The sequence below is a fragment of the Shimia thalassica genome, assembly GCF_001458215.1.
GTDB lineage: Bacteria > Pseudomonadota > Alphaproteobacteria > Rhodobacterales > Rhodobacteraceae > Shimia > Shimia thalassica.
Window position 1 is genome coordinate 251,366 of sequence record NZ_CYTW01000001.1, and the last position, 24,545, is coordinate 275,910.

At 56.0% G+C, this 24,545-nt stretch carries 19 protein-coding genes; 8 read left to right on the forward strand and 11 right to left on the reverse strand.

Annotated features, from left to right (window positions below):
• Positions 1–9 precede the first annotated feature (9 nt).
• The 11 genes from PH7735_RS01160 to PH7735_RS01215 all read right to left on the reverse strand — a co-directional run bounded on the left by PH7735_RS01160 (position 10) and on the right by PH7735_RS01215 (position 15,466).
• Positions 10–660 carry a GntR family transcriptional regulator gene (locus tag PH7735_RS01160; protein ID WP_058309509.1) on the reverse strand — a complete coding sequence of 217 codons (651 nt, stop codon included), beginning with the start codon at positions 658–660 and terminating at the stop codon, positions 10–12.
• Between the two features lie 39 nt (positions 661–699).
• Positions 700–1,473 (reverse strand): HpcH/HpaI aldolase family protein, encoded by a 774-nt coding sequence (locus PH7735_RS01165; RefSeq protein ID WP_058309510.1) that lies wholly within the window; start codon positions 1,471–1,473, stop codon positions 700–702.
• An 11-nt stretch (positions 1,474–1,484) separates the two neighbouring features.
• On the reverse strand, positions 1,485–2,285 hold the full coding sequence (gene hpaH / locus PH7735_RS01170) for a 2-oxo-hept-4-ene-1,7-dioate hydratase (RefSeq protein ID WP_058309511.1): 801 nt from the start codon (positions 2,283–2,285) through the stop codon (positions 1,485–1,487).
• Positions 2,282–3,133 (reverse strand): fumarylacetoacetate hydrolase family protein, encoded by an 852-nt coding sequence (locus PH7735_RS01175; protein WP_058311083.1) that lies wholly within the window; start codon positions 3,131–3,133, stop codon positions 2,282–2,284. Before PH7735_RS01175 ends, hpaH begins: the two co-directional genes overlap by 4 nt.
• A gap of 40 nt (positions 3,134–3,173) precedes the next feature.
• Entirely contained in the window at positions 3,174–4,154 is a 981-nt protein-coding gene (gene hpaD, locus PH7735_RS01180; protein WP_058309512.1) for a 3,4-dihydroxyphenylacetate 2,3-dioxygenase, read from the reverse strand.
• Between the two features lie 113 nt (positions 4,155–4,267).
• Entirely contained in the window at positions 4,268–5,122 is an 855-nt protein-coding gene (gene hpaD, locus PH7735_RS01185) for a 3,4-dihydroxyphenylacetate 2,3-dioxygenase (RefSeq protein ID WP_058309513.1), read from the reverse strand.
• A 79-nt stretch (positions 5,123–5,201) separates the two neighbouring features.
• Complete coding sequence (gene hpaE, locus PH7735_RS01190) at positions 5,202–6,710, reverse strand: 5-carboxymethyl-2-hydroxymuconate semialdehyde dehydrogenase (RefSeq protein WP_058309514.1); 1,509 nt, start codon at positions 6,708–6,710, stop codon at positions 5,202–5,204.
• Between the two features lies 1 nt (position 6,711).
• On the reverse strand, positions 6,712–7,095 hold the full coding sequence (locus PH7735_RS01195) for a 5-carboxymethyl-2-hydroxymuconate Delta-isomerase (protein ID WP_058309515.1): 384 nt from the start codon (positions 7,093–7,095) through the stop codon (positions 6,712–6,714).
• Between the two features lie 129 nt (positions 7,096–7,224).
• Positions 7,225–11,799 carry a Hint domain-containing protein gene (locus PH7735_RS21125; protein ID WP_058309516.1) on the reverse strand — a complete coding sequence of 1,525 codons (4,575 nt, stop codon included), beginning with the start codon at positions 11,797–11,799 and terminating at the stop codon, positions 7,225–7,227.
• A 654-nt stretch (positions 11,800–12,453) separates the two neighbouring features.
• Positions 12,454–14,385: a multiheme c-type cytochrome gene (locus PH7735_RS01210; protein ID WP_058309518.1), complete on the reverse strand. Its 1,932-nt coding sequence runs from the start codon at positions 14,383–14,385 to the stop codon at positions 12,454–12,456.
• A gap of 115 nt (positions 14,386–14,500) precedes the next feature.
• Positions 14,501–15,466 (reverse strand): helix-turn-helix domain-containing protein, encoded by a 966-nt coding sequence (locus PH7735_RS01215; RefSeq protein ID WP_158503158.1) that lies wholly within the window; start codon positions 15,464–15,466, stop codon positions 14,501–14,503.
• Positions 15,467–15,733: 267 nt separating this feature from the next.
• Between PH7735_RS01215 and PH7735_RS01220 the strand changes: the two genes are divergently transcribed.
• From PH7735_RS01220 to PH7735_RS01255, 8 genes are all read left to right on the forward strand, one after another.
• Positions 15,734–17,251, forward strand: a complete 1,518-nt coding sequence (locus tag PH7735_RS01220; RefSeq protein WP_199534979.1) for an arylsulfatase — start codon at positions 15,734–15,736, stop codon at positions 17,249–17,251.
• Positions 17,252–17,346: 95 nt separating this feature from the next.
• Positions 17,347–18,342, forward strand: coding sequence for an HAD family hydrolase (locus PH7735_RS01225; RefSeq protein ID WP_233488252.1), 996 nt, complete (start codon positions 17,347–17,349; stop codon positions 18,340–18,342).
• A 12-nt stretch (positions 18,343–18,354) separates the two neighbouring features.
• Complete coding sequence (locus PH7735_RS01230; protein ID WP_058309522.1) at positions 18,355–19,338, forward strand: AAA family ATPase; 984 nt, start codon at positions 18,355–18,357, stop codon at positions 19,336–19,338.
• 8 nt (positions 19,339–19,346) lie between these two features.
• Positions 19,347–20,294 carry a DUF58 domain-containing protein gene (locus PH7735_RS01235; protein ID WP_058309523.1) on the forward strand — a complete coding sequence of 316 codons (948 nt, stop codon included), beginning with the start codon at positions 19,347–19,349 and terminating at the stop codon, positions 20,292–20,294.
• A complete protein-coding gene (locus PH7735_RS01240; RefSeq protein WP_058309524.1) occupies positions 20,291–20,773 on the forward strand; it encodes a DUF4381 domain-containing protein in 483 nt (160 codons plus the stop codon). The genes PH7735_RS01235 and PH7735_RS01240 overlap by 4 nt, the downstream gene beginning before the upstream one ends.
• Complete coding sequence (locus tag PH7735_RS01245) at positions 20,770–21,753, forward strand: VWA domain-containing protein (RefSeq protein ID WP_233488253.1); 984 nt, start codon at positions 20,770–20,772, stop codon at positions 21,751–21,753. The genes PH7735_RS01240 and PH7735_RS01245 overlap by 4 nt, the downstream gene beginning before the upstream one ends.
• Positions 21,717–23,279 carry a vWA domain-containing protein gene (locus PH7735_RS01250; RefSeq protein WP_233488254.1) on the forward strand — a complete coding sequence of 521 codons (1,563 nt, stop codon included), beginning with the start codon at positions 21,717–21,719 and terminating at the stop codon, positions 23,277–23,279. The genes PH7735_RS01245 and PH7735_RS01250 overlap by 37 nt, the downstream gene beginning before the upstream one ends.
• Positions 23,276–24,538 carry a BatD family protein gene (locus PH7735_RS01255; protein ID WP_058309526.1) on the forward strand — a complete coding sequence of 421 codons (1,263 nt, stop codon included), beginning with the start codon at positions 23,276–23,278 and terminating at the stop codon, positions 24,536–24,538. The genes PH7735_RS01250 and PH7735_RS01255 overlap by 4 nt, the downstream gene beginning before the upstream one ends.
• Positions 24,539–24,545 lie beyond the last annotated feature (7 nt).

Genomic DNA, 24,545 nt, shown 5'->3' on the forward strand with positions numbered 1-24,545 from the left:
CACCTTTGACTAGCCCAGAACCGCCAGCAGATCCATTGCGGTGACTTGGTCAAACTGGACGTGGCGTGCCATGCGCTTTTCGGCGGCGTCTGCGTCTCGCTTTGTAATCAGAGTTGCAATCTCGCGGTGTTCTTTTGCAGAGGCGGCGATTGCACCGACGTATTGATACCTCGCGCGATAATAGGCCATCAGTTTGCGGGCGTTGGTTTTTATCATCTCAAGCAGGAACGGGTTGCCCGCTGCAATCGCAATGATTTCGTGAAACCGCATATTCAGCTGGTAATAGGCGTCCGGATCATCGTCACCCTTCTCGGCAGCGTGGGCTTCGCAGGCACGGACAACACTTTCGAGGTTTTCGGCATGTTCTTTGGACAAGCGCCGTGCAGCAAGGCCCGCGGCCTGACCTTCCAGCTTTGCATGCACTTCAAGGATCGCCAGAAATTCTTCTAGTGTGGGACGAAACACAACGGCGCCCTTGCGGGGCAATCGGGTGATTAGGCCAGCAGTTTCAAGCTGGATCATCGCCTCGCGCAGCGGCGTGCGTGACACGCCAAGACGCAAGGCCAAAGCCTGTTCGTCAATCCCGTCGCCGGGATTAAGCGTGCCTGCTTCGATATCCCCGAGGATTGCAGCGATGATGGTTTCTGTCTGTCCAGCCATACCGCCTTTATCGGCGCTATGGCCAAGGGTTGTCCAGCGTCAGAGCAACGCTTTGGCGTCTTTGCAAAGCTGACGTGTGACTTTGGCGTACATCACCATGTCGATGCCGACCGCAACAAATGTTGCGCCCAGTTCCAGATAGGTTTTCGCGTCATCTAGAGATTGCGTCAAAATCCCCGCTGCCTTGCCCGACGAAGTAATCCGTTTGATGGCGTCGGTGATGACTTCTTGGACCTCTGGCGCTGAGGCGGCACCGGGGAACCCCATGTCGGCAGACAGGTCCGCAGGGCCGATGAAAACACCGTCAACGCCTTCAACGGTCAAGATGTCGTCCAGATTTGCAATGGCGGCGCGGCTCTCGGCCTGAACCAACAGGCACACTTCGTCATTCGCAGTCGCGACATAATCAGTGATCTCGCCAAACCGCGAAGCGCGCGCACCCGTCGCCCCCATGCCGCGCACGCCAAGAGGCGGATACCGCATCGCCAGGGCCATATCGCGCGCTTGTTCGGCTGTGTCGACCATCGGGACCAGAACGGTTTGCGCACCGGCATCAAGAACCTGTTTGACCATCCACGTTTCGCCAATGGGAATACGCACGACCGGATGGCTGTCTGATCCATTCAGAGCCATCAAAGAATCCCGCAAGCTGCGAATGTCGTTCGGGGCATGTTCACCATCCAGAACCAGCCAGTCGAAACCTGCAGTGCCGATCATTTCGGTAACGGATGCCTCCGAGGCAACAACCCACAAACCGATTTGGGCATCCCCTTTGGCTAGGGCAGTTTTGAACGAGTTATGAGGCGCAGGCATGGGTGTTCCCTTTAGGCAAAATTGCACGCGACAGAGCCGAAAGCTCCGAAGTCGGCATGGATATGTGTGCCGCTGGGACACTCTACAGGACGAATGAAAGACCCAGACAGGATCACTTGTCCAGCTTCGATCTGTTGGCCGTATGTCTGCATTCTGCGCGCAAGCCAAACGACACTTTCGACGGGGTCATTCAAGACACCCGCGCCCAGACCTGTTTCCTCGACTTCGCCATTGCGTGACACAATCGCGCCGACCCAGCGCAGATCGCAAGCATCAATAGCGTGTTTCTGTGGGCCAAGAACAAGACCGGCATTTGCGGCGTTGTCACTGATGGTGTCGAACACATTGCGGGCTTGTCCGCTTGCTGGGTCAGCACGTAAAATGCGCGTGTCCAGGATTTCGAGACTTGGGGCGACATAATCCGTTGCGGCGATGACGTCCTCACGGGTGATCGCAGACCCAGACAAAGGTGCTTTCATCACAAAGGCGATCTCGGCCTCGATGCGCGGTTGGATAAACCGTCCGGCAGGGACGGTTCCGCCGTGTGGAAAAACCATATCGTCAAACAAAACACCGCTATCCGGAATATCGATGTTCAGGGCATATTGCATTGCCTTCGAGGTGAGCCCGATCTTCCATCCGACCACCTTGCGCCCTTCTGCAAGCTTTTGCGCAGCCAGCGCCGATTGAATGGCATAGGCATCGTTCATGTCGATGTCGGGATACTGCAAAGACAAAAGACCAATCTGGCGACCTGCCTTTTCGGCATCAATCAACGAAGCCGCGGCGGCGTTGTGCTGTTCAGGTGTCATGCTTCGTCCTCGACACCATTTGTTAACGTCCCGATCCCGTTCACCTCGATCTCAACAACGTCACCGGGTTTGAGGTATCTTGGCGGGTCGAACCGGGCGCCAGCGCCCGTGGGCGTTCCGGTAACAATAATGTCTCCGGGCTGAAGCGTCATGAACGTTGAAATATACGCGATTTCCTCACGGATCGGGAACATCATTCGGCTCAGCACATCGTCTTGGCGCACTTCGCCGTTCACCCGCGTGATGATCCGAGCATCGTCCAATTGAGATGGATCCGTGAATGGGACAAGCCAAGGGCCGATCGCACCGGAGCGGTCCCAATTCTTACCCTGCGTGACGTTGAACTTGGCATGACGCACCCAATCGCGAATGGTGCCTTCGTTACAAAGTGTCAGTGCAGCGATGTGGTCATATGCGTTCTCGGCCGCGATGCGTCGGCCGGATTTGCCGATCACGATGGCGACCTCGCCCTCATAGTCCAGAGTGTGGTTTTCAGGGGGGCGGACCAGATTTTGTCCATGCCCAGTAAAGCCGCTGGCAAAACGGGGAAAGAGCGACATGTATTTTGGCTGGGCGCTGCCGTCTTTGTATTCCGCGTTGCGATCAGGGAAGTTGACCCCAACGCACAGAATACGCGGCGCGTTTGGCAAGACCATCTCATAGGTGAAGTCGGTATGGGTGGCAGTTCGCCCCTCAGCCATCGACAAAAGCTGGTCGAATCCACCTGCCGAGATTGCATCATAAAGGGTTGGCCATTGCGGAAAATCGGGCGTGAGGTTCACAAACCCGTCTTCGAGGATTGCCCCGTAAAGCTGTGCGTTGTCGGCGCGTATCGTTGCTAGTTTCATCATGTTTCCTGCTTCAACTTTTCAAAACCAACGTCTGCGCTCAGGGCGCGATGATGGGTTGTGCCTTGAGGGCGGATTCTTTCAAATCGGCACCTTCAAAGACCGATCCGTGTTCAAACCACGACCGTGGCGCAGCGGCCCCCCAAAGTGTTTGGCGCTGGGGGTCTTTCAGGTCCCATTTGATGGCTTCAAGATCAGGGTCAACTGTTTGATAGTCGGAACAGTAAATCTCGATCCGGTGACCGTCAGGGTCAAGGATATAGAGGAAAAAGGCATTTGAAATCCCGTGCCGACCGGGACCACGTTCAATATTATCAACCCAGCCGGTGGTGGCCATCAGATCAAGCAAGTCGATGATGTTCAGCGGCGTTGGCACCCAGAATGCGGTGTGGTGTAAGCGCGGACCTTTGCCATTGGTAAAGGCCACGTCATGCACACCGCCCTTGCGATGCATCCATGCGGCCCAGACTTTGCCCGTTTCGGCATCCTCGGTGTATTCGGTCGTGCGAAAGCCCATCTCGTTATAAAAAGCGACGCTTGCATCCACGTCTGCCGAGAACATGTTGAAGTGATCAATCCGCAATGGCTTTACGCCATTGTAGAGTTTGTATTTCTGATGGATGGGCGCGAGGCGGTCCATCTTTACATAGAATTCCAGCGGCACGCCCCACGGGTCGCGGGTGCGTAAAGTGCGGCCCATATGGGGGCGTTCGATCCAGTCAACGGGCAACCCTTTGGATGCAAACCACGCGGCGGCCTTATCAAGGTCGGGGTCGTCAAACAGTTTGAAACCCAGAACGCCCACATCCGAATTGTCGGCCTGAACAAGAACGATACAGTGATGGCCGCGTTCTTCCATTGCGCGCAGATAAATGCGGTCCTGATCTTCGTAAGTGACCTGCAACCCCAGAGTGTCGACATAGAAAGCACGGGATTTTGCAAGGTCCTGAACGCGATATTCGACGTGGCTCAGGCGCACAATGTTAAAGTCTGGATACAGGTTCGGTGCGGGTACAGGCATGTTGACCTCTTGGATTTTGACCAGATCGCCGTGTCTTTAAGACGTGGTGTCTGCGTCATATGGAGAAACGTGACGGCCCCGAACCATCGAGTTAATAGAGGGCCGTATGGGTTTTATTGGACCGGGAAGATCACGTTGGTTTGTCCCGTGCCCGAAGATGGGAAATACTCGGTCACGACTTCGCATTTTGCGTCGTAGCTATCCCATCCCAAAGCGCCATAGAGCATCGCAGTGTCGTGCATGGAGCCTTCGCCACAGCAGTGTTCGGCATATTCTGGCAGCATCTTGAGGAAGGTGGCATGGTCGCCGTTCTTCCACATCTCGAGGACATGCAGATCCATCTGGCGGTTGAACTCGCTTGAAATGGTGAAGGTACCGTTGTTGGGGGCATAGTCCTTGTTCGACCAGATCTTGTGCGACAGTGAACCCGAAGCGACCAGCAATACTTTGCTGTTGCTTGCCTCAACGGCTTCACGGATGGCTTCACCGATGGCGCGGCTTTCATCGTGATCGTGTACGGTGCACCATGCTGCGATAGAGACCACTTTCATATCGTGTTGGCGGCTCATAAAGCGCATTGGGACAAGGGACCCATATTCTAGCTCAAGGCTATCGAGGTGATGCGCCAGCGTATAGACACCCTTGTCCGTGGCCGCTTTGGCGATGGCGTCCCCAAGATCGGGGTTTCCCTCGTATGCGTAGGGCATATCGCTAATAAACTGGGGAAACTCGTTTGAGGTGAAAACACCTTCGAAACGCGCGTTGGCGTTGATGTGAAAGCCGGCATTGATCACCCAGTGCGTGTCACAGATCACAATTGTGTCTGCGCCAAGGGCCTTGGCGCGGCGGGCAATGTCATAGTGACCGTCGATGGCAGGCTGTCGTGCGCCTTTGATCGGTCCTTCCTGCTCGGACATGAGCATGGTTGGGACGTGGGTGCACTTAGCAGCGAGAACGATTTCTCCCATAGGTTCCTCCCTTGGAGATGTGGGGCGTGAGGGGCCAGCCCCTCACACTCCCCGGGATATTTTTGGCCAGAAGAAGCCTTCAGGCACCGAGGCGCATGATCTTGTGTTGGCCCGTCGCGAATCCGACGTGCTTCTGTTCCATGTAGAATTCGAAGGACCAATCTCCGCCATCGCGGCCGATGCCACTTGATTTGACGCCGCCAAACGGTGTGGGCAGGTGCCGGACGTTTTCGGAGTTCACCCAAATCATTCCGGCCTCGAGACTATCGGTAAAGCGCAAGGCCCGCGTGAGATCGTTGGTCCAGAGGTATCCGGTGAGGCCGTAATCCGTATCATTGGCCAGTTGCAGGGCCTCTTCTTCGGTCGAAAACGGGATTGAGGTCAGAACAGGACCAAAGATTTCTTCTTGGGCAATGCGCATGTCATTTGTCGCATTGGTAAACAGGGTTGGGCGGACAAAGTAACCTTCTTCGCCAACTGTGACGCCGCCAGCCGCAATAGTTGCGCCGTCATCGCGGGCGATATCGAAATAGCTGGTGACTTTGTAGAAGTGTTCCTGCGTAACCAGTGGGCCCACTTCGGTTGCGGGATCAAGGGGGTGCCCTACTTTGATATTGTTGACGCGCTCGACAAGTTTGGCTTCGAATTCGGTGCGAATGCTGTCCTGGACCAGCAAGCGTGACGAAGACGTGCAGCGTTCGCCATTGATGGAATAGATCATGAAGATGACCGCATCGAGAGCACGCTCGAGATCTGCATCGGCAAAGACAATCACAGGGTTCTTGCCGCCGAGTTCGAGATGCATGCGTTTCAGGGTGTCGGCCCCTTGTTTCGTGATGATAGAGCCGGTGCGGCTTTCTCCGACAAAGGCGATGGCTTTGATCGCCTTGTGTTCGGTCAGAGCCTTGCCTGCCTCTTCGCCAAACCCGTTCACAGTGTTTAGGACGCCTGGTGGCAGGCCCGCGTCTTCTGCGATTTCGACAAGCAGGCGGGCGGTCAATGGAGAGGCCTCGGCAGGTTTATGAACAACCGTACAGCCCGCAGCCAGTGCCGGTGCGATCTTCCATGTCGACAGCATAAAGGGCGTGTTCCAAGGCGTAATCACACCTACCGGTCCGATTGGTTTTCGGGTGGTGATGTTCATAAGGGTCGGTGACTGAAGGTGCTGTCCGTCACGGGCCTGAACAACCTGATCCGCAAAATACCGGAAGTTTTCCGCGCCGCGCAGGGCAGCTTTGGACATGAACCGCAACGTCTGGCCGGTGTCCCAGCATTCGCACAGGGCGATTTCTTCTGCCCTTTCTTCGATTGCAGCGGCCACATTCAGCAGGATTTTACGCCGTTCTGTTGCTGGCATGTCGCGCCAGGCAGGGAAAGCGGCAGCGGCAGATTTGGCCGCGGCATCTATGTCGTCTGCTGTGCCTTGCGCGACATGACAGATAACGGATTTGTCGACCGGCGAAGTTGTTTCAAAGGTGCCTGAACCTCCGGCGTAGTCTTCCCCTGCGATCCGGTTCAGGATTCCGGTTTCTTTGAAGCGCTTGAGGTAGCCGCTCAGTTTTTCGATGTTCTGTTCCAGCGCACTCATGTCAGCTCTCCAGGTGGTCTCGGATTGTGCCCGTTTTGGGCGAAAGGGCGGGGTCGATGTCGCGCATCTCAAGTGAGAGTGCGACGGGATGCGAGGCCATGACCGGTGCAAGAAACGCTTTGGCGGCTTCGAAAATTCGTGTCGTGGCGTCTTTTTTGACATCGTCGGCGCGGCCTGCACGCAGGCGGATCGAGATATCGATAAAGCCATGTTTCGGGTTGCCGTCAGCGATGGCGTAATGGTCAACACGCACGGCGCGGACCCGAATACCCGCCATCGGAAATGTCTCGATTTGCGAGGCCGTTGCACGAATGTGTTCGCACAGCCCAGCCATATCAACGACCTCTTCGAGGTTGCCGGAATAGTCGATTTGAAAATGCGGCATGTTCACTCCCTGGCTTTATACTTTACATGTTAAGTAAATTTGATGAGTCGTGTCAACACCCTTTTGCGTCGGGATAAAACCAAAAAAGGCGACCCGAAGGCCGCCTTTTAAATCAATATGTTAGGTTCTTTACCCTAGAAGCTCTGCTTCGTGACGCTTCAGTGTGAGGCGTGCCGCGGAGTAGTCGTTGAGGCCGCCTTGCGACCGCAACTCTGGGAAGATTTCGAAAATCTCCCGTTGCTGCTCGAGGCCCATTCCACCCATCGAGAATTCGCCAGGCTGGAAGCTTTCGCTCCATGCGCCGTTCGCGAGGACGACTTCGTGATTGTCACACAGGAAGTGGACATACTCGACGCCGCCGGTTTCGACCTGATGCACGCCGTTGAAGTGAAGCATGTGCTTGGCCGCAACCAGAACTTCGCGTTCATCGAACATCAGCTGGGGTTGTGAGCCCACAAGCAGCATCCGGTGGTTTGGTGAAACCATCATGTCGCGCTCGGGCAAGTTCGGGCCCAAAGATCCGGCGCGGATCATGACTGGGCGCAAGTTCGGACGTCCAATCAGGCTGTGACCCGAGAGACGTTTCTTGCCGACCCAACGGATGGTCTGAAGCCCGTTATCACGGGTGACGACCTTGTCACCAACTCTGAGGTTCTGCACGGGCACTTCGCCAACCGGTGTCAGGATTGCAGTATCCGGAGTGAAGCAAATCACGTTTTCGATCTCGGAGAACGTCAGTGTGCCAATAGAGGCGCCGCCAGCGTCGAAATACTCAACCGTGCCGCTTTCACCTGTTCCGGCAACCGGATCAAAGGTCGGATCAGTTGGATCGTAGGTGATTGTATAGCTGCCATCCGGATCACCCGAACCCGTCAGGTCAAGCGTGTCAAAGTCAACGCCGCCTTCTCCGCCGACAACGGTTGCATTGGTGCTGACATTGATGAACGTATCTTCGTCATCACCACCGGATGCAACGTCAACTTCGCCTGTGGTGTCGCCACCGAGGTCGATTGTATCGTTGCCTTCTCCGCCGATCAGCGTATCGCTGCCTTCGCCGCCTTCCAGAAGATCGTCGCCGCCTTCGCCCTCAAGGCTATCGTCGCCGGTGCCACCGATCAGGGTGTCATCACCGTCGCCACCCAAGATGGTGTCATGCGATGGTTCAAGAGCCAGCGCTGCGTCGCTTGGATCCATCACGGTGCCGGTCAGGATATCATATTCCTGATCGCCGCTGAGAAGATCGGCACCGTCGCCACCGTACATCTCGTCAGCGCCGGTACCGCCGTAGAGTTCGTCATTGTCGTCGCCACCAAACATGGTGTCGTCGCCGGAAGACCCGTCCAGAGTGTCGTCGCCGTCACCGCCGGCAATCAGGTCAGGGGTTGTGCCGACCGCGTCCTCACCGAAGACGCCGGGCGTACCACCGGTAATGACATCGCTGCCTGCGCCACCGCTCAGGTCATCCTGACCAGCACCGCCGACGATTGTATCGTCCCCGAGGCCACCCATCAGCGTATCGTCACCAGCGCCGCCAGCAATGGTATCTTCGCCAGCGCCACCGTCGATCGTATCCGATCCGGCGTCGCCGATCAGTGTATCATTGCCTTCGCCTGCGATGATGTTGTTGTCACCCAGACCGGCATCAACATAGTTGTTGCCTGCACCTGTGGTGATTTCGTCATCACCCAAGCCACCTGTGATGCTGTCGTCGCCATCACCACCATCAATGGTGTCGCCGCCGAGGCCGCCGTCGATCGTATCGTTGCCGCCTTCGCCTTCGATAATATCGTTACCTTCGTTGCCCGCGAAGATGTCATCATCGTCGCCGCCATACATCAGGTCGGACTGGCCACCACCAATAAAGGTGTCATTTCCGGTGCCGCCAAACATCCGCGATACACCGGCAGTGTTGATCATCAGATCGTCGCCGCCTTCGCCGATAAGGTCGTCACGACCCAGACCACCGTCCAGAACGTCGTTGCCCTCACCGCCATAGATGACGTCGTCGCCATAGTTGCCGTATACAGTATCGTCGCCGTCACCTGCCAGAACCGCATCGCGGTTGTCATTGGTGTAAGGACCGCCGGGTAGTTCAACAAATGTGTTGGGTGTGCCAGCAAAAAGGTCTGTTTCGGTGACGTTGTCGAAGCCATCGAAGTTGTCCATGAGGTCGCCCTCAGGATCACCAACATAGGCCGCGTCGATCAGATCGTCGCCCGATGTCCCTTCAACGACACCGTCGCCGGGCAGATCGCGGATGACCACAGTCTCGATTTCCGAGAATTCCAGCGTTTCGCCAGTGCGATCACCAAGATCATCCAGGAAGAACACTGTGCCGGCTTCGCTGTCCGGGTCACCACCGAGATATTCAATCTCGGCCGGTCCGTTCACAACCAGCGTATCTTCGTCAATGCCGCCTTCGCCACCAATGATCACGTTGCCAGGAGTGCCGATAAAGAAGTCTTGATCATCGCCACCAGACAGCGTGTCTTCGCCGCCACCGGAAATCATCGTGTCAGCGCCAGTACCGCCCTCGGCGCTATCAACGCCATCGTCGGTAAAGATCAGGTCGTCGCCTTCGCCGCCATCAATGATGTCGTCGCCTTCGCCGCCTTCAATGACGTCGTCGCCTTCGCCACCGTCAAGTGTATCGTCGCCGTCGTTACCGACCAGAGCGTCGTTGCCAGCGCCACCGGACACCATGTCGTTGCCAGTAAAGGCATCGATAAAGTCGTCGCCGTCATGACCAAGTGCGGTATCGTCGCCGCTACCTGTTGCGATAAAGTCGTCGCCTTCGCCGCCCAGAGCCACGTCGTTGCCGTCGCCCCCGAACAGGGTGTCTGCGCCTTCGCCGCCGATCAGAACGTCATCGTCGTCGCGACCATCGAGATAGTCGTCGCCGTCATTGCCGTACAGCGTGTCTTCGCCAAAGCTACTGTCGACGATATCGTCGCCGTCACCCGAGAACACCAGATCGTCGCCTAAGCCAGCGATGACAGTGTCGTCGCCGGTTTTTGCGATAATGATGTCATCGTCGCCAACTTGACCGGGCAGAAGCGCATCGTCGTTGTCGACGAAGTCACCGTTCGGGTCACCATCATATTCGACGTCAATGACATCGGAATCGAACGTGCCTTCGACAACGCCATCGGGATCAAGCAGTTCGTCATAAAGGACGTTTTCGATTTCTTCGAACGTGAACACTTCACCAGTGTTGCCGATTACAGCCACGCCGTCTTCGTTGTCGGGTGTGGTGTAGATGATCGCAACGGGCCCCATGCCGCGCAGATCCAACGTATCGACATCATCGCCGCCTTCGCCGCCAACGATGCTGTCCAAGCCGTCGCCGCCGATAAAGTCATCGCGGTCGTCGCCACCACTCAGGGTGTCTTGGCCTTGACCACCAATGATGGTGTCGTTGCCGACGCCGCCTGTTACGACGTCATCGTCGATACCAGCGTCGATCAGGTCATCGCCTTCACCACCGTCAATCGTGTCGTCATCGTCCTGACCGAAGATGGTATCGTTTCCGGCACCACCAGAGATCAGGTCCTGACCGTTGTCGGTGACAGGGTCGGGGTCGCCAACCGAGCCATCGTCACGAATGTTGAACACATCAGGTGCGTCACCACCAAGACCGCCATAAATCAGGTCATCACCATCGTCGCCGGTGATTGTGTCAGAGCCTTCGCCACCGATGATGGTGTCATCGCCGTCACCGCCGGTGATTGAGTCTGCATCAAGGCCTGCATTGATAAAGTCGTTACCGGTGCCACCCAAAACGGTGTCGCTATCATCGCCGGTAAAGATAACATCGTTGCCTGCACCACCGTCGACAAAGTCGAGGTCATTCTCCGGGTCTGCATCTTCAGCTACTTCGGGAAGGCCCATGTACGAGGGGAAGCCAAGATCCGGAAGGCCGGCAAGCTCGCCAGAAGACGAGTCGATCGTGTCGTCACCATCGTTGCCATAGATAACGTCGTCCCCGTCGCCACCAATGATAACATCGTCGCCACCAACATTGGTCACGCCGGGATCAGAGCTTGAGTAGGTCAGGTTGTCGATTGCGCCAGAGCTGGGCAGGGCAACAATCATCTTGGAAACGCGCGCAACGTCAAACTCTTGAACAATCTGGCCATTGTCGTCGGTTGCATCGACGGTTGTTTCCTGGATCAGGTCGCCATTCACATCGTAGAACCGCACTGTGGCGCCTTCTTCGATGTCAAGGAAAGTCAGGCTCTCAATCGCGACGGGCTCGTCAAAGCGGAAGCCCATCAGGCCGCCGTCTGCGTTGTCGTCCGGATCGGAAGTGTCTCCGTCTTCAGACAGGATCAAAACGCCGCCGAGGTTGTCCGTGGCGAGATCGGTATCCCCACCCGTTGGATTGGAGGTGTCAAAAATCATTGTCGGCGTGTTGCCGTCGAATGACAGGATCTGCACACCGGGATATTGGTCATCAACCAGCGTGCCTGCAGCGAGGTCATTGAAATCTATAACGGTCGAAGCGCTTGTCGTCATCGGGCTGCTGTCGCCGATAATCGTATCGTCGCCACCGAGGCCTTCGATTGTGTCCGATCCTGCGACGCCGACGATAATATCGTCTCCTTCCGTCACTGAATCTCCATCTGCATCCACGTAAGTCGCGTCAATCAGATCGTCATTAATAGTACCGTCTACAACGCCAGGTCCTTTAGGATCAGCCATAGCAACCTCTTCCCATTTTTCACTCTACGCTCGATAGCAACCTCGCCATACGCAGGAGCCAGACGGTGAACACACCTTCTCGGTTCCGATACACGCAATGCGCCGGTCACATCTGCCAGATGCTCTCAAATTTTTCGGTTGGCCGCCCCTAGCCACATAACGCCCCCCAGTTGGGCGTGGCATAAATATGGGCCAAGCAGGTCGTTAACGAAACCAAAACCTTCGATTTTTGTGAAAAAACTACAGACTTTTTACCGCGATCCCCCTTGTTTTAAGCGGGATTCAAGAGGCAATTTTTTGGGGATTGTTTCGTGAATATGGCCAAAATGTGGCAAAGATTGGGCCTGTTTGGACACGAAATCACAGCCAATACCCTCGAATCGATCAAATTTTACGCCAATCAGAAACCAGTTTGTGGGGGTGTGTTTCCTAAATGGAACCAATGCTTCGGTTTTTAGGGGGGCGTTTACCGTGGCCAATGGGATACGGCGTGGGGCAGTGATTGTATCCATAGCATCAACAGTGCGTCGAAAAATGGAAAATTGGTTCCAATGTGGGTGCGAGGGGCGATTCGCAGTAAGTAATCAATAGCTGCTCCAGCTACGTCATTCATGGTGATTCTTGGTCTGCTTTTCCCCCCAATGAGGGGGAATGCTAAGGAAGCTGTCTTTGCAAGTTTAGCAGGTTCTGGTCGCCGGGATTAAGCGCCAGAGCGGCCTTAAGGGTTTCTCGTGCGGCATCCGTTCGGTTGGTCGCAGCCTGAATGCGCACGATCATAACCCAAGACTGGACAAGCTGTGGATCCATGGCAACGGCCTCCCGAAACGAGGCCAGGGCGCTGTCAAAATTGCGGGTTCGCAATCCGATGCCGGCCATGACCATCTGGGTTTCAGGGAAGTCGAATTTGCTGGCAAGGCTTTGCTGCCATTCCTGAGATGCAATCCGCATGCTCTTTTCCTGACGCTCTGGCAGTCGGGCGATTGGCGCACCGAGCAACTCGCGTGCCGCCGCGATACGAACCGCACGGGATGTGTCCTCTGTCAGGGGCAGAACGCGCGACACCAGATTGACCGATCCTGCACCCCGCTGAAGGGCGAGGGCAGAGACGCGCACCAAGGGATCGGGATCATCGAGCAATCCTGCGGTCCGGTCGGCGATCTCTTTTGACGAGAACGGGATCAGCAGATCGAGGGCCGTGGCACGCACAATGCCCGGCAATGCTTCGTAAAGCGCGAGATCAATCAGATCGGATGCGCGTGTTGCATCACCTTGGCGGGCGGCGTGAAAGACCTGAGAGAAATGCGGGCCCCGTTTGTCCGAAGCCGGATACCACCGTGCCACTTGTCGTGCGGCCCAATTGGGGCTGCGGTCTGCATGACAGTCGCTGCAGGCATTAGGAGAGCCTGTCTCAACACTCAGATCGGGGCGCGGAATGCGGAAGGAATGATCACGTCTGCCGTCGACACCCATGTAGGTGCGTTCGATCATATGGCAGCTTTTGCATTGGGCGCCTTCGCTGCCCGCTTTGTGAAAGTGGTGTTCCGGCGTGTCAAACTCTGCAAGAGGCAGGGTTGGGAAGCGGTCGTTTCCGACCTCGTTATGGCATTGCGTGCAGACTGCATTGCCCTCGGCCACCCTGTTACCCGAATGAACATCATGGCAATCCGAGCAGACGACACCCTTTTGATACATCTTGGATTGTAGGAATGATCCATAGACATAGACCTCGTCCTGAATCTGTCCGTCGGGATGATAAAGCCCTTGGCGCAGGGTCGACAGGCGATAGGCGTCATGAAACGGCGTGCCGGGCATTGGGCTGCCGCTCAGCAGTGGTTCGCGTCGTGAATGGCATGTTGCGCATTGCTGGATCTGAGTCTCATTGTTGCCTTGGGCGTAATCAACCACAAGCCCGAGGGGCGACAGATCGGGAGAGGGATCACGCAAGGGGGCATCACTTGCCCAGTTCACATGCTCTGATGCGGGGCCGTGGCAGGATTCACAGCCAACGCCGATTTCCGAGGCCGTGCTGTCATAGGTTTTGGTCGCGGGATCAAAGTTGCGTTGATAATCCGTGGCATGACATTCGGCGCAACGGCTGTTCCAGGTTTTGTAAGGGCCCGTCCAATGCAAACCGTCGGACGCTTTCAGGTTCTGATCAGGGTAGAGATGGAACCATTCTTCGCCAAAAGCGTCCCATGTTACGTCAAAGCTTTGAAGGTGGCCGGGCGCCGTTTCAATCGCATATTGCTGCAAAGGCGTTATGCCAATCACGCCGGCAACGGGGTATTTTGTCAACGTCCCGTCGGGCCCATCGGTTTCGATAAAGGGTTGCCCGTCTTCTTGGGTGAACTTGGAAATGACCCCATTCAAAGAGAACTCAGTGCCGGAAAAGTCGGCGATGATGTGCCCGTCAGCAGGGTCCGTCCACGCCAGATCGTGGTGCGATCCTTGCCATGCTTCGGTTTCTTCCGTGTGGCAATCGGCGCAGACCTCGCTACCAACATATTGCGGAGAAGCTGTTGCGACCTGTGAAAATGAACAGGCAGCCACAATAAGGCAGGCGAATGGGAAGAGTTTGGCAAGCATTTTTTGTCCGCTTATGAGGCTGGTATGTAAGCTTAGAGCTTTGTCAGCCATTGCCAAGCCAAAGTCGCCAGTCTGTCATGTTTTGGTAGAACTTGATGTGGACCTTTTGGCGGGCCTAGCGCCGGTACGCCTGAGGAGAGCGCCCTGTCCAGCGTTTGAAGGCGCGGCTGAAATGCGCGGGATCGCTGTAGCCGATTTGAAACGCCACCTCGGTAATTGATAAATCGGTTTCCCTGAGCAGGCTCGACGACTTTTTATACCGGACGCGGTCCAGCAGTTTTCGGTAGGTCAGCCCCATACCTTCGAGTTCCCGTTGCAGGCTTCGGGTGCTGCAGCCAACGATCTCGGCCATACCGGAAATGTCGGTCTGCCCATCCAGAAGCCGCATGCTTGCCACGCCTTCAAGAGACTCGATGCCGGCGTTTTTATCACGGGCACTGGCCTCGGCAAAAACATCGGTTTTCGTCAGCGGGCGACCAAGCGCTATTTTGCGGGGCTTCCACAGAAGGTCGCGGGGGATGGCCACCGCAACCCCGTGTCCACCATACCGGCATTCACAGTTCAGCGTTTCGGACAGACCTCGCGTATTCTTGTCTTGGGGATAGAAAAACTGGACCCAGTCCGGTTGCCAGTCACTTCCGAGATAAAGCCGGACAATACTCAGCATGACGGGAAGGATGTGGTCGGCATGAACACGACCGTCTGCCTCTCTCATCATTGGATGTTCGTATGTCCAGATCGCATGCTGGTTTTGGGTATGAACCCGCATGGCGCCCATATTCTGATGCACGCCACGTGTTTTGTGCAGGCGATAGATAGCCTCGTAAAGAGTGGGCGCTTCTGTGGCGTAGTTGGTCCAAAGCCCATAAGAACCGGGTGTCATCGACTGCCCCACGCGCAACCCGAACAGCCTGTCCCCCAATTCAACGCTCGCATGTGTAAACAGCGAAATCATCTGCTGCATGGGGATTTGTGAATCCTGATTGTCGATCAGGGCAAGAGGCAATCCGGCGCGCGCAAACACCCGGTGGAGCAGAAAGCTGCCGCCCATTTCTTCAACCAAAGCGGGAAGAGGGCCCATGCCACGGGCGTTCGTCATGGGTATAAAGGTATTGGTCAAAAAGCAAAAATCCGGAAAATGGCATAAAATGGCATGCGGCGATCAGTCGCCCGATGCATACACATCGGAACCGCTGCGCTCAACCGAAACTTGCCAGAATGCAAAGTGGTGTTACTCTCGTTTTGTACGAGATTGTTTTTTCTACAGGGAAGGTTTCCGATGAATCCACGATTTACATCTTTAGTTTCCAGCTTGAGAGGCGTGTCAGGCGGCATCATTGCCGGTGTGATGCTGGCGCTGCCCGTCTCGGCGGAAACTGAACAGCCAAACATACTTGTGATCTGGGGCGATGATATCGGCCAGTCAAACATTTCGGCCTACACGATGGGTATGATGGGGTATCAAACTCCGAATATCGACCGTGTTGCCAAAGAAGGCATGATCTTCACTGACTACTATGGTGAACAGTCCTGTACCGCGGGTCGCTCGTCCTTCATCATGGGCCAGTCGGTGTTCCGTACAGGTCTTTCCAAAGTCGGGATGCCGGGTGCCAAAGAAGGTATGCAGATCGAAGACCCAACCATTGCGGGTTTGCTCAAGGCGCAAGGGTATGCCACAGGTCAGTTCGGCAAGAACCACCTGGGTGACCGCGATGAAATGCTGCCCACCAACCACGGCTTTGACGAGTTTTTTGGCAACCTCTATCACCTTAATGCTGAAGAAGAGCCCGAGAACGAAGACTATCCGCAGAACCCTGAGTTCCGCGAGCGTTTTGGCCCGCGTGGCGTGATCAAGTCATCTGCTGATGGCACGATCGAAGACACTGGTCCTCTGACCAAGAAACGCATGGAAACTGTTGATGACGAAACCGCTGCGGCGGCGATCGACTTCATCAAACGCCAAGAAGAAGCTGGCGTTCCATGGTTTGTTTGGTGGTCGGGTACACGGATGCACTTCCGTACGCACGTCAAAGACGAGATGCGCCTGAAAGCCGATGAACTGGCCGGAAGACATCTGGACGAGTATCAGGCGGGCATGGTCGAGCATGACCTGCACATCGGTCAGTTCCTTGATCTGCTGGACGAGTTGGGCATCGCTGACAACACCATCGTTCACTATTCGACCGACAACGGTCCTCACATGAACAGCTGGCCTGATGCCGCAATGACACCGTTCCGTGGTGAAAAGAACACCAACTGGGAAGGTGGCTGGCGCGTGCCGTCGATGGTGCGTTGGCCTGGTAAAATCGAAGCTGGTTCGATCAGCAACGAAATCATGCACCACATGGACTGGTTGCCAACTTATGTTGCAGCCGCCGGTAACCCGGACATCAAGGAACAGCTTCTTGAGGGTGGCGTACAAGCGATCGGTCGCGAGTACAAAGTACACCTGGATGGCTACAATTTCCTGCCATATCTGACTGGCGAAGCAGACTCTGGTCCGCGTCACGAGATTTTCTACTTCTCTGATGACGGTGACCTGACCGCGCTGCGCTATGACGACTGGAAGGCCGTTTTCCTGGAGCACCGCTATCCACAGACACTGCGTGCCTGGGCCGAGCCTTGGACAGAGCTGCGTATTCCGCTGTTGTTCAACCTGCGTCGTGATCCCTATGAGCGTTCGAACATTACATCGAACACATATTGGGACTGGTATCTGGACCGCGTTTACCTGCTGCTTCCAGCTGCAGAGTACACATCGAAATTCCTGGCTACGTTTGAGGAATTCCCACCACGTCAGAAGCCCGGAAGCTTCACAATCGGGGATGCCAAAGACAAGATCTATAGCCAGATCGGGTCCAAGTAATCCCACCACATAATTATGTGCCGCCCCTCAACTTTTTGCGGGGCGGCATTTACGTTAAACTGACAGCAAGTTTTTCTGTGATACTGGAGCACATAATGTTTCCCCATAAATCCGCTTTAATGTCGATGTTGACCGGTGCTTTGATATTCACGGTTTCCGGCGCATTCGCCGACCCGCTTCCATCTTGGAATGACACCGATGCTAAATCCCGGATCATTTCCTTTGTCGAAACCGTGACGGACCCGGCCTCTCCTGACTATGTTACGCCTGCGGACCGGATCGCGACATTTGACAACGATGGTACGCTTTGGGCCGAACAGCCCCTGTATTTTCAACTGATCTTTGCAGTCGAAGATGTCGCCCGACGCGCCAAAGATGATCCGTCTTTTGCATCGACGGATGCACTCAAGGCCGCGGCGGCACGCGACTATGAAGCGGCATTGGCGCTGGGGAAGACGGGGCTTCTGGAAATCCTCGCGGCGTCACATGCCAATATGTCTTTGGATCAATTCAACGAGGCCGTCGCGATTTGGCTGGATACCGCACGCCACCCGAAAACGGGGCGTTCCTATGACGAGATGGTCTATCAGCCCATGCTGGAATTGCTGCGCTATCTGCGTGACGAAGACTTCAGCACATATATTGTCTCGGGTGGTGGTATTCAGTTCATGCGTGTTTTCGCAGAAGACGTCTATGGTATCCCGCCTCAACAAATCGTCGGAAGCTCGACAACCTCGACATACGAAGTGATCGATGGGGTGCCTACGATTATGAAGGGCGCGGATCTGTTCTTTAATGATGACAAAGAGGGCAAACCCGTTGGCATCATGCACCACATCGGCAAGCGCCCGATTTTTGCGGGTGGAAACTCTGACGGTGATTTTCAAATGCTTGAATTCACCACATCCGGAGAAGGCCCGAGTTTCGCCCTTTATGTGCATCACACCGATGCCGAGCGGGAATGGGCGTATGACCGTGAGGGGCATATTGGCGTGCTCAATCGTGGTCTGGACGAATCCGAAGAGCGCGGATGGCTGGTCATTGACATGGCAACTGACTGGGGCACGATATTCCCCGCAACTTCACAGTAACGGGGCCGTTTCATGACTGCACATGAACAGATCATTTCGTTGACCGAGCGTATGGGCGACTCGATCATCGGACAAAAGCACGTGATCGAAAGATTGGTAATTGGGCTTCTGGCAAACGGTAACCTGTTGCTCGAAGGCTTGCCGGGTCTGGCCAAAACCCGTGCGGTCAAAGCGATGTCGACAAATCTGGAAGCAGACTTCAGCCGCATCCAGTTCACTCCGGACCTGTTGCCCTCCGATGTGACGGGAACAGAGGTCTATCACCAAGCCGGCGGGACAGCGGAATTCCGGTTCGAACCCGGACCGATTTTTGCCAACATCGTCTTGGCAGATGAAATCAACCGCGCCCCCGCCAAAGTTCAGGCAGCCCTCTTGGAAGCGATGGAAGAACGGCAGGTCACGGTTGCGGGGACAACGCACAAAATGCCGCCGCTGTTTATTGTGATGGCAACACAGAACCCGATTGAACAAGAGGGCACCTATCCCCTTCCCGAGGCCCAGATGGACCGGTTCCTGATGAAAGTTGTCATCGAGTATCCGCCTGTCGAAGACGAGGTCGAAGTGATCCGTCTGGTCCGTGGAGAAGAGCAACGCAAGAATGCGCCAAAGAAAGACGGAAGCGACAAGCCTGTCATGATCCCGCAAGAGGCCGTGTTCGAAGCGCGCGCCGAAATCGGCCAGATACACGTGGCCGAAGCCATCGACCGCTACATTGCCGATATTGTGCAGGCCACGCGGACACCCGGGGTGCTGGATGCCGATCTGGCGCGCTGGATCGAAATCGGGGCGTCCCCGCGTGCGTCTCTTGGTCTGGACAAAAGCAGCAGGGCACATGCCTGGTTGAAGCAGCGCGATTACGTTGATCCGGAAGATGTTCGGGCGATTGCGACGGACGTTCTGCGACACCGGATCGCCCTAAGCTATGAGGCGCAGGGGGACGGGATGACCAGCGAACAGGTGATCGACCGAATTCTGACGCTCGTCGCACTGCCCTGAGGCGGGTCATGACCGTCGGGGATCATACCAAATCAGACGATCCGCGCATTCGTGTGGATCTCGCGCATTTGCGTGGGTTTGAACGTCACGCGCGCTCGATCTCGTTTCTGCCGAAACAGCCGGCCCGCTCGGCGTTGAACGGACGTCATGCATCGCGTTTGCGCGGGCGTGGCCTGAATTTTGAAGAATTGCGCAATTACCAGCACGGCGATGACATCCGGACCATTGACTGGAAGGTGACCGCCCGCACGGGCGAGCCCTATGTGCGGGTCTATACCGAAGAACGGGATCGGCCAGCGTTGCTTTTGGTGGACCAGCGCATGAGCATGTTCTTTGGAACATCGCGCAATATGAAATCCGTGACGGCGGCAGAGGCAGCGGCGCTTGCGGCTTGGCGCCTGCGGTTGCAAGGCGACCGTGTCGGGGGGCTTATCTTCGGGGACGCGCGCGTAGCCGAGTTGCCCCCACGCGCAAGCGGTGTGGCCCTTAACAGGTTCCTCTCGGTTCTGGCGGATGCGAATGGTCTTTTGGATTCGGGGTTGGAAGTGCCGGAACCCATGTCCTTGAACCAACAGCTTGAGGCTGCAGTACGTATCGCAAAGACAGGAATGATGATCCTGATATTTAGCGATTTTCATGGTGTGGATGCGCGCAGCGATAAATTGATCCGGCGTCTGACACAGCATAATGATGTGCTGGCGTTTCCTATCACAGATCCGGCCGGACGTGATCTACCGGATGAATTTCGCCTGATTGCCTCGGACGGTCGCCTTCAGGTCGATCTGGATACCGCCAAAGAAGACACGCGGGTTCAAATCGCAGACCTGTTCGACAAACGGATCGGTCGGGTTCTTGACTGGAGCCGCAAATACGGCGTTCCGGTTCTGCCCCTTACATCAGCGGAAGAAACGCTGCCTCAGATGCTAAGCCTGTTCGGCGCAAGGGGGCGCGGATGACGCCAGAGGACTTTGAGGGCAAGAACCTTGTTGAATTGCTCGACATGCTCGAACCCGTTCCTGAACCCGCAGCGATCTCGATGTGGCCACAAACGCAAGGCTGGCTTTTCCTTCTGTTGGTTGTGGGGCTGCTGGCGCTTTGGGGGTGGTTAAAGTGGCGGGATCACCATCGTGCCAATGCCTATCGCCGTGCAGCGCTTGTCGCGTTGAACGATGCCGGTGATGATCCGGTGAGGATCGCCGAGATCCTGCGCCGCACTGCCGTAATCGGATTTTCAAGAGAAGCCGTTGCCGGATTGGCAGGGCAGGATTGGCTGCGTTTTCTGGATCGCAACTGTGCCCAAGGTGGGTTTGACAGTGACCTCGGCCGCAAGATGATCGCGGCCCCCTATCAAAGTGGTGCGACAGAAGAGGTTCCCGGTTTGCAGGCATTGGCCAAGGTCTGGGTGAAGTCCCATCAAGCAGAAGGGGCTGCATGATGTTGTCTCTGGCTTTTCCATACGCGTTGTTGTTGCTGCCACTGCCATATCTGGTGTGGCGTTTTATGCCGCCCTATCACACCAAAAGCGCCGCCATTCGCATACCTTTTTTCCGCGAAATCACCGAGGCAACGGGGCTATCGCCCCGCGATGGGGCGTCGGTTCTGATGCGTCAGCGTTTGCAGACCATCGCGGCAATCCTGTGTTGGGGACTGGTGGTGGTGGGCCTCGCGCGCCCAGAGTTGCTGGGCCAGAAAATCAACATGGAAAAAGCGGCTCGTGACATGATGCTCGCCGTGGATATCTCGGGATCAATGGATGCGCGCGATATGCGGGACGCAGACGGCAAGCCCCTTCAAAGACTGCAAATGGTCAAGGATGTTGTCGGCGATTTTATCTCGGAAAGAGACGGGGACCGGATTGGTCTGATTGTGCTTGGCACCAAGGCTTATGTTCAAACCCCCTTTACCGAAGACCTGCAAAGTACAGCCGAGCTTTTGAATGAAACCCAGGTCGGCATGGCGGGACCCGACACCGCGATAGGGGATGCCATTGGTCTTTCCATTCGCACCTTCGAAAGTAGTGAGGTCGATCAGCGTCTTTTGGTGCTGTTGTCGGATGGGGCCGATACGTCCAGCATGATGAGCCCCGTCAATGCCGCCGAAATTGCAGCGCAGGAAGGCGTGTCGATCTACACCATAGGTGTCGGCAATCCCTCTGGGTCGGGCGATGACCGAGTTGATCTTGGTGCGCTAGAAGACGTCGCAAAACGAGGGGGCGGGGCCTTTTACTACGCCGAAGACAAAGAAGGGCTGGCCAATATCTATGCCGAGATTGAGGCGCTTAACCCGCGTATCACCGAAACCGTGACTTTCCAGCCGCGCCAGCCCCTTGGCTGGATCGCATTCGGGCTTTCGATGCTGATCGCCTTTTTGACTTCAGCATGGCTGCATTTCAAAACCCGTCGGAGGGGCGCGTGATGCAGACGCTTCTGGATATCCTTGCGGTGTTTCATTTTTTGAGACCGCTTTGGTTGCTGGCTTTGCCCTTGATTGTGTGGGTTTGGTATCGGGTGCGCAAACCGCGCAATGCCGGCGCCGCGACAAGTGAAAAAATCGCACCGCATTTGGCCGAGGCATTGACCGTTGGCAGCACTGGCACAAAACGCCTTCAACCGATTGACGGTGTCGTTCTTTCAATGATCCTGATGACACTGGCCGCTGCCGGCCCAACATGGAGCAGGGTTGAGAACCCGTTTTTATCCCAGACGGCATCAATGGCTGTCGCACTTGAAGTTAGCCGCTCGATGGAAGCGCCCGATTTGCCGCCAAACCGTCTGGATCGTGCAAAATTCAAAGTGCTCGATCTGATCGAGCGGCGCGCAGGTGCCCGGACCGCATTGTTTGCCTATGCGGGATCGGCCCACCGCGTGGCCCCATTGACCGAAGATCCGAACATTTTGCGAGCGATGCTTGATGGGTTGTCTCCCAAGGTTATGCCGTCCGATGGAAACAACGTCACGGCGGCTCTTGAACTTGCACGTGCGGAGCTTTCCAAAACCGAAACGCCGGGTACAATTCTGTTGGTTCTGGACAGTATCGACCGCGCGGATCTTGCAGCGCTGCAACCAACCGAAGGGGGCGCCCCTGTTGTTGTGTTGTTTGCAGCGCCAGAAACAGAACCCTTGGGGGCTTTGGAAGAGATGGCCAGCAGCTCTGTCATCCGGCTGACGGCGGATGAAAGTGATCTGAACAAGATCGAACGTGCTGCCGAATCTGCCTATCGCGCGGCGCTTCTGGGCGATGACCGGCTGGATTGGGAAGATCGGGGATGGGTTTTTGCATGGCCTGCGGCGTTGATCTTGTTGCTGTGGTTCCGGCAGGGGTGGACGATGCGCTGGGCTTTGGCGCTGTTATTGCTGGGCAACTTGTTTGCACCGAATACAGCCCGCGCAGATGTGGTCGATTGGTTCCTGACACCCGACCAGCAAGCCATGGTGGCCTACAACAATAAGGAATATGCTGACGCGGCGGAACTGTTTCTCGATCCCATGTGGCGGGCATTGGCGCTGTTCAAATCGGGCCAATATCCCGAGGCCGCAGATGTCTATAGCCGGATGGACACGGCCGAAGCCGCCTTTGGCGAGGGCATGGCGCGCACGCGAAACAGAGAATACCGGCCTGCGATTGCGGCCTATACCAAAGCGCTGGAGTTACAGCCGGACTTTCCCGAGGCGCAACATAACCTCGAAGTGACCACATATGTTCTCGAGTATGTAGAAAGCGCGCGCGAAGCCAGTGATACCGGTGAAGACAGCGGGATTGGTGCCGACGATGTGGTTTATGACAACGAGGCGGATCGCGGCGCCGACACACAGACGGATTTCTCGCAAGAAGAAAAGCCCGTTTTCAAAAGCACAGAACAATGGATGCGTTCGGTGGATACCGAAATGGGGGATTTTCTGCGATCCCGCTTTTTGCTCGAAGCGTCAGGAGGCAACCAATGAGAGTTTTGGGTGTTCTTCTTTTGCTGATCTGGCCGTTTGCTTTGTTCGCGCAAAGTCAGGATGTACCTCTCGTCACCGTCGAGGTGGATCCCGAAGTTGTCGCAGTGGGACAACCCGTTGTTGTGCGGGTCACTGTTTTGGTGCCGACGTGGCTTCCTTCTCCGCCGGTTTTTCCGTCGTTTGAAATCCCGAATGTGATCGTGCGTCTGCCGTCGCGTGCCTCGGGACCGACCAGCCAGAAAATTGAGTCCGAAACCTGGTCTGGCGTGTCGCGGGCATATCGCATGTACCCGATGACGGCGGGAAGTTTTGGTCTTCCGTCGCAGTCCATAGAAGTGACCTATGCGGATCCCGAAAACCAGTCACCAATCAAGGTTTCGGTTGCACTTCCGCCAGTTTCCTTCACGGCAGAAATTCCGGAAGGTGCCGAGGATTTGGACCCCTTGATTGTGGCCGAAAATGTGACGCTGGATCAGAGCTTTGAAGGGCCTGAGGATATTTTGAATGAAGGCGACGCCATTATCCGGACCGTTGAGGCGAAAATAACCGGGAGTTCGGCGCTGTTCATTCCTCCGTTGATCGAAACACTCGAAAACCCGTCTGTACAGGCCTATCCCAAAGACGGCACGGTGCGTGAAACCGAGAACCGCGGTGTCTTGTCTGGATCAAGACAGGACAGCACAACATATGTGGCGCAATATGGCGGAACGCTTGCCCTTCCTGATGTGAGCCTGCGGTGGTTCAATACCAAAACGGGCACGGTTGAAACACTTGTTGCAGAGGGGCGGAGTTTTCAGATTGAGGCGCCCGATGCGCCGCGCACGCCTCTGCTCAGTCGCCAGCAATGGATTGTATTGATTGGCCTCGTTCTGATCATTGCGCTGATACTCGTGGTCTTCCGTAGGTATGTCTGGGGGACACTTGTTGCGTGGCGTGCCGAGCGCAAGGCCCGCTATCTAGAAAGCGAAAAATATGCTGCACGGCTGGTAGGTCAGGCAATGGGAAGCCGGGATTTGTCGTCAACGCGCAATGCGCTGGCTGTCTGGTCGATGCGGCTTGCGCCGGTTGGCGGTATCGCAGACCAAGAGCTTGAACAGAGCCTTTTGGCCTTGGGTGCGGCACAGTTCTCTGAAAACGAGGCTGGAAAACCCGATTGGACCCGTGTTGGCACCGCCTTTGCTGCGGCCCGCAAGGTGCGCCGCGCGGCGCAAGAACTTCGGCAGGACAGCAACAGCTTGCCGCCGCTGAACCCTTTTTGACACAAGC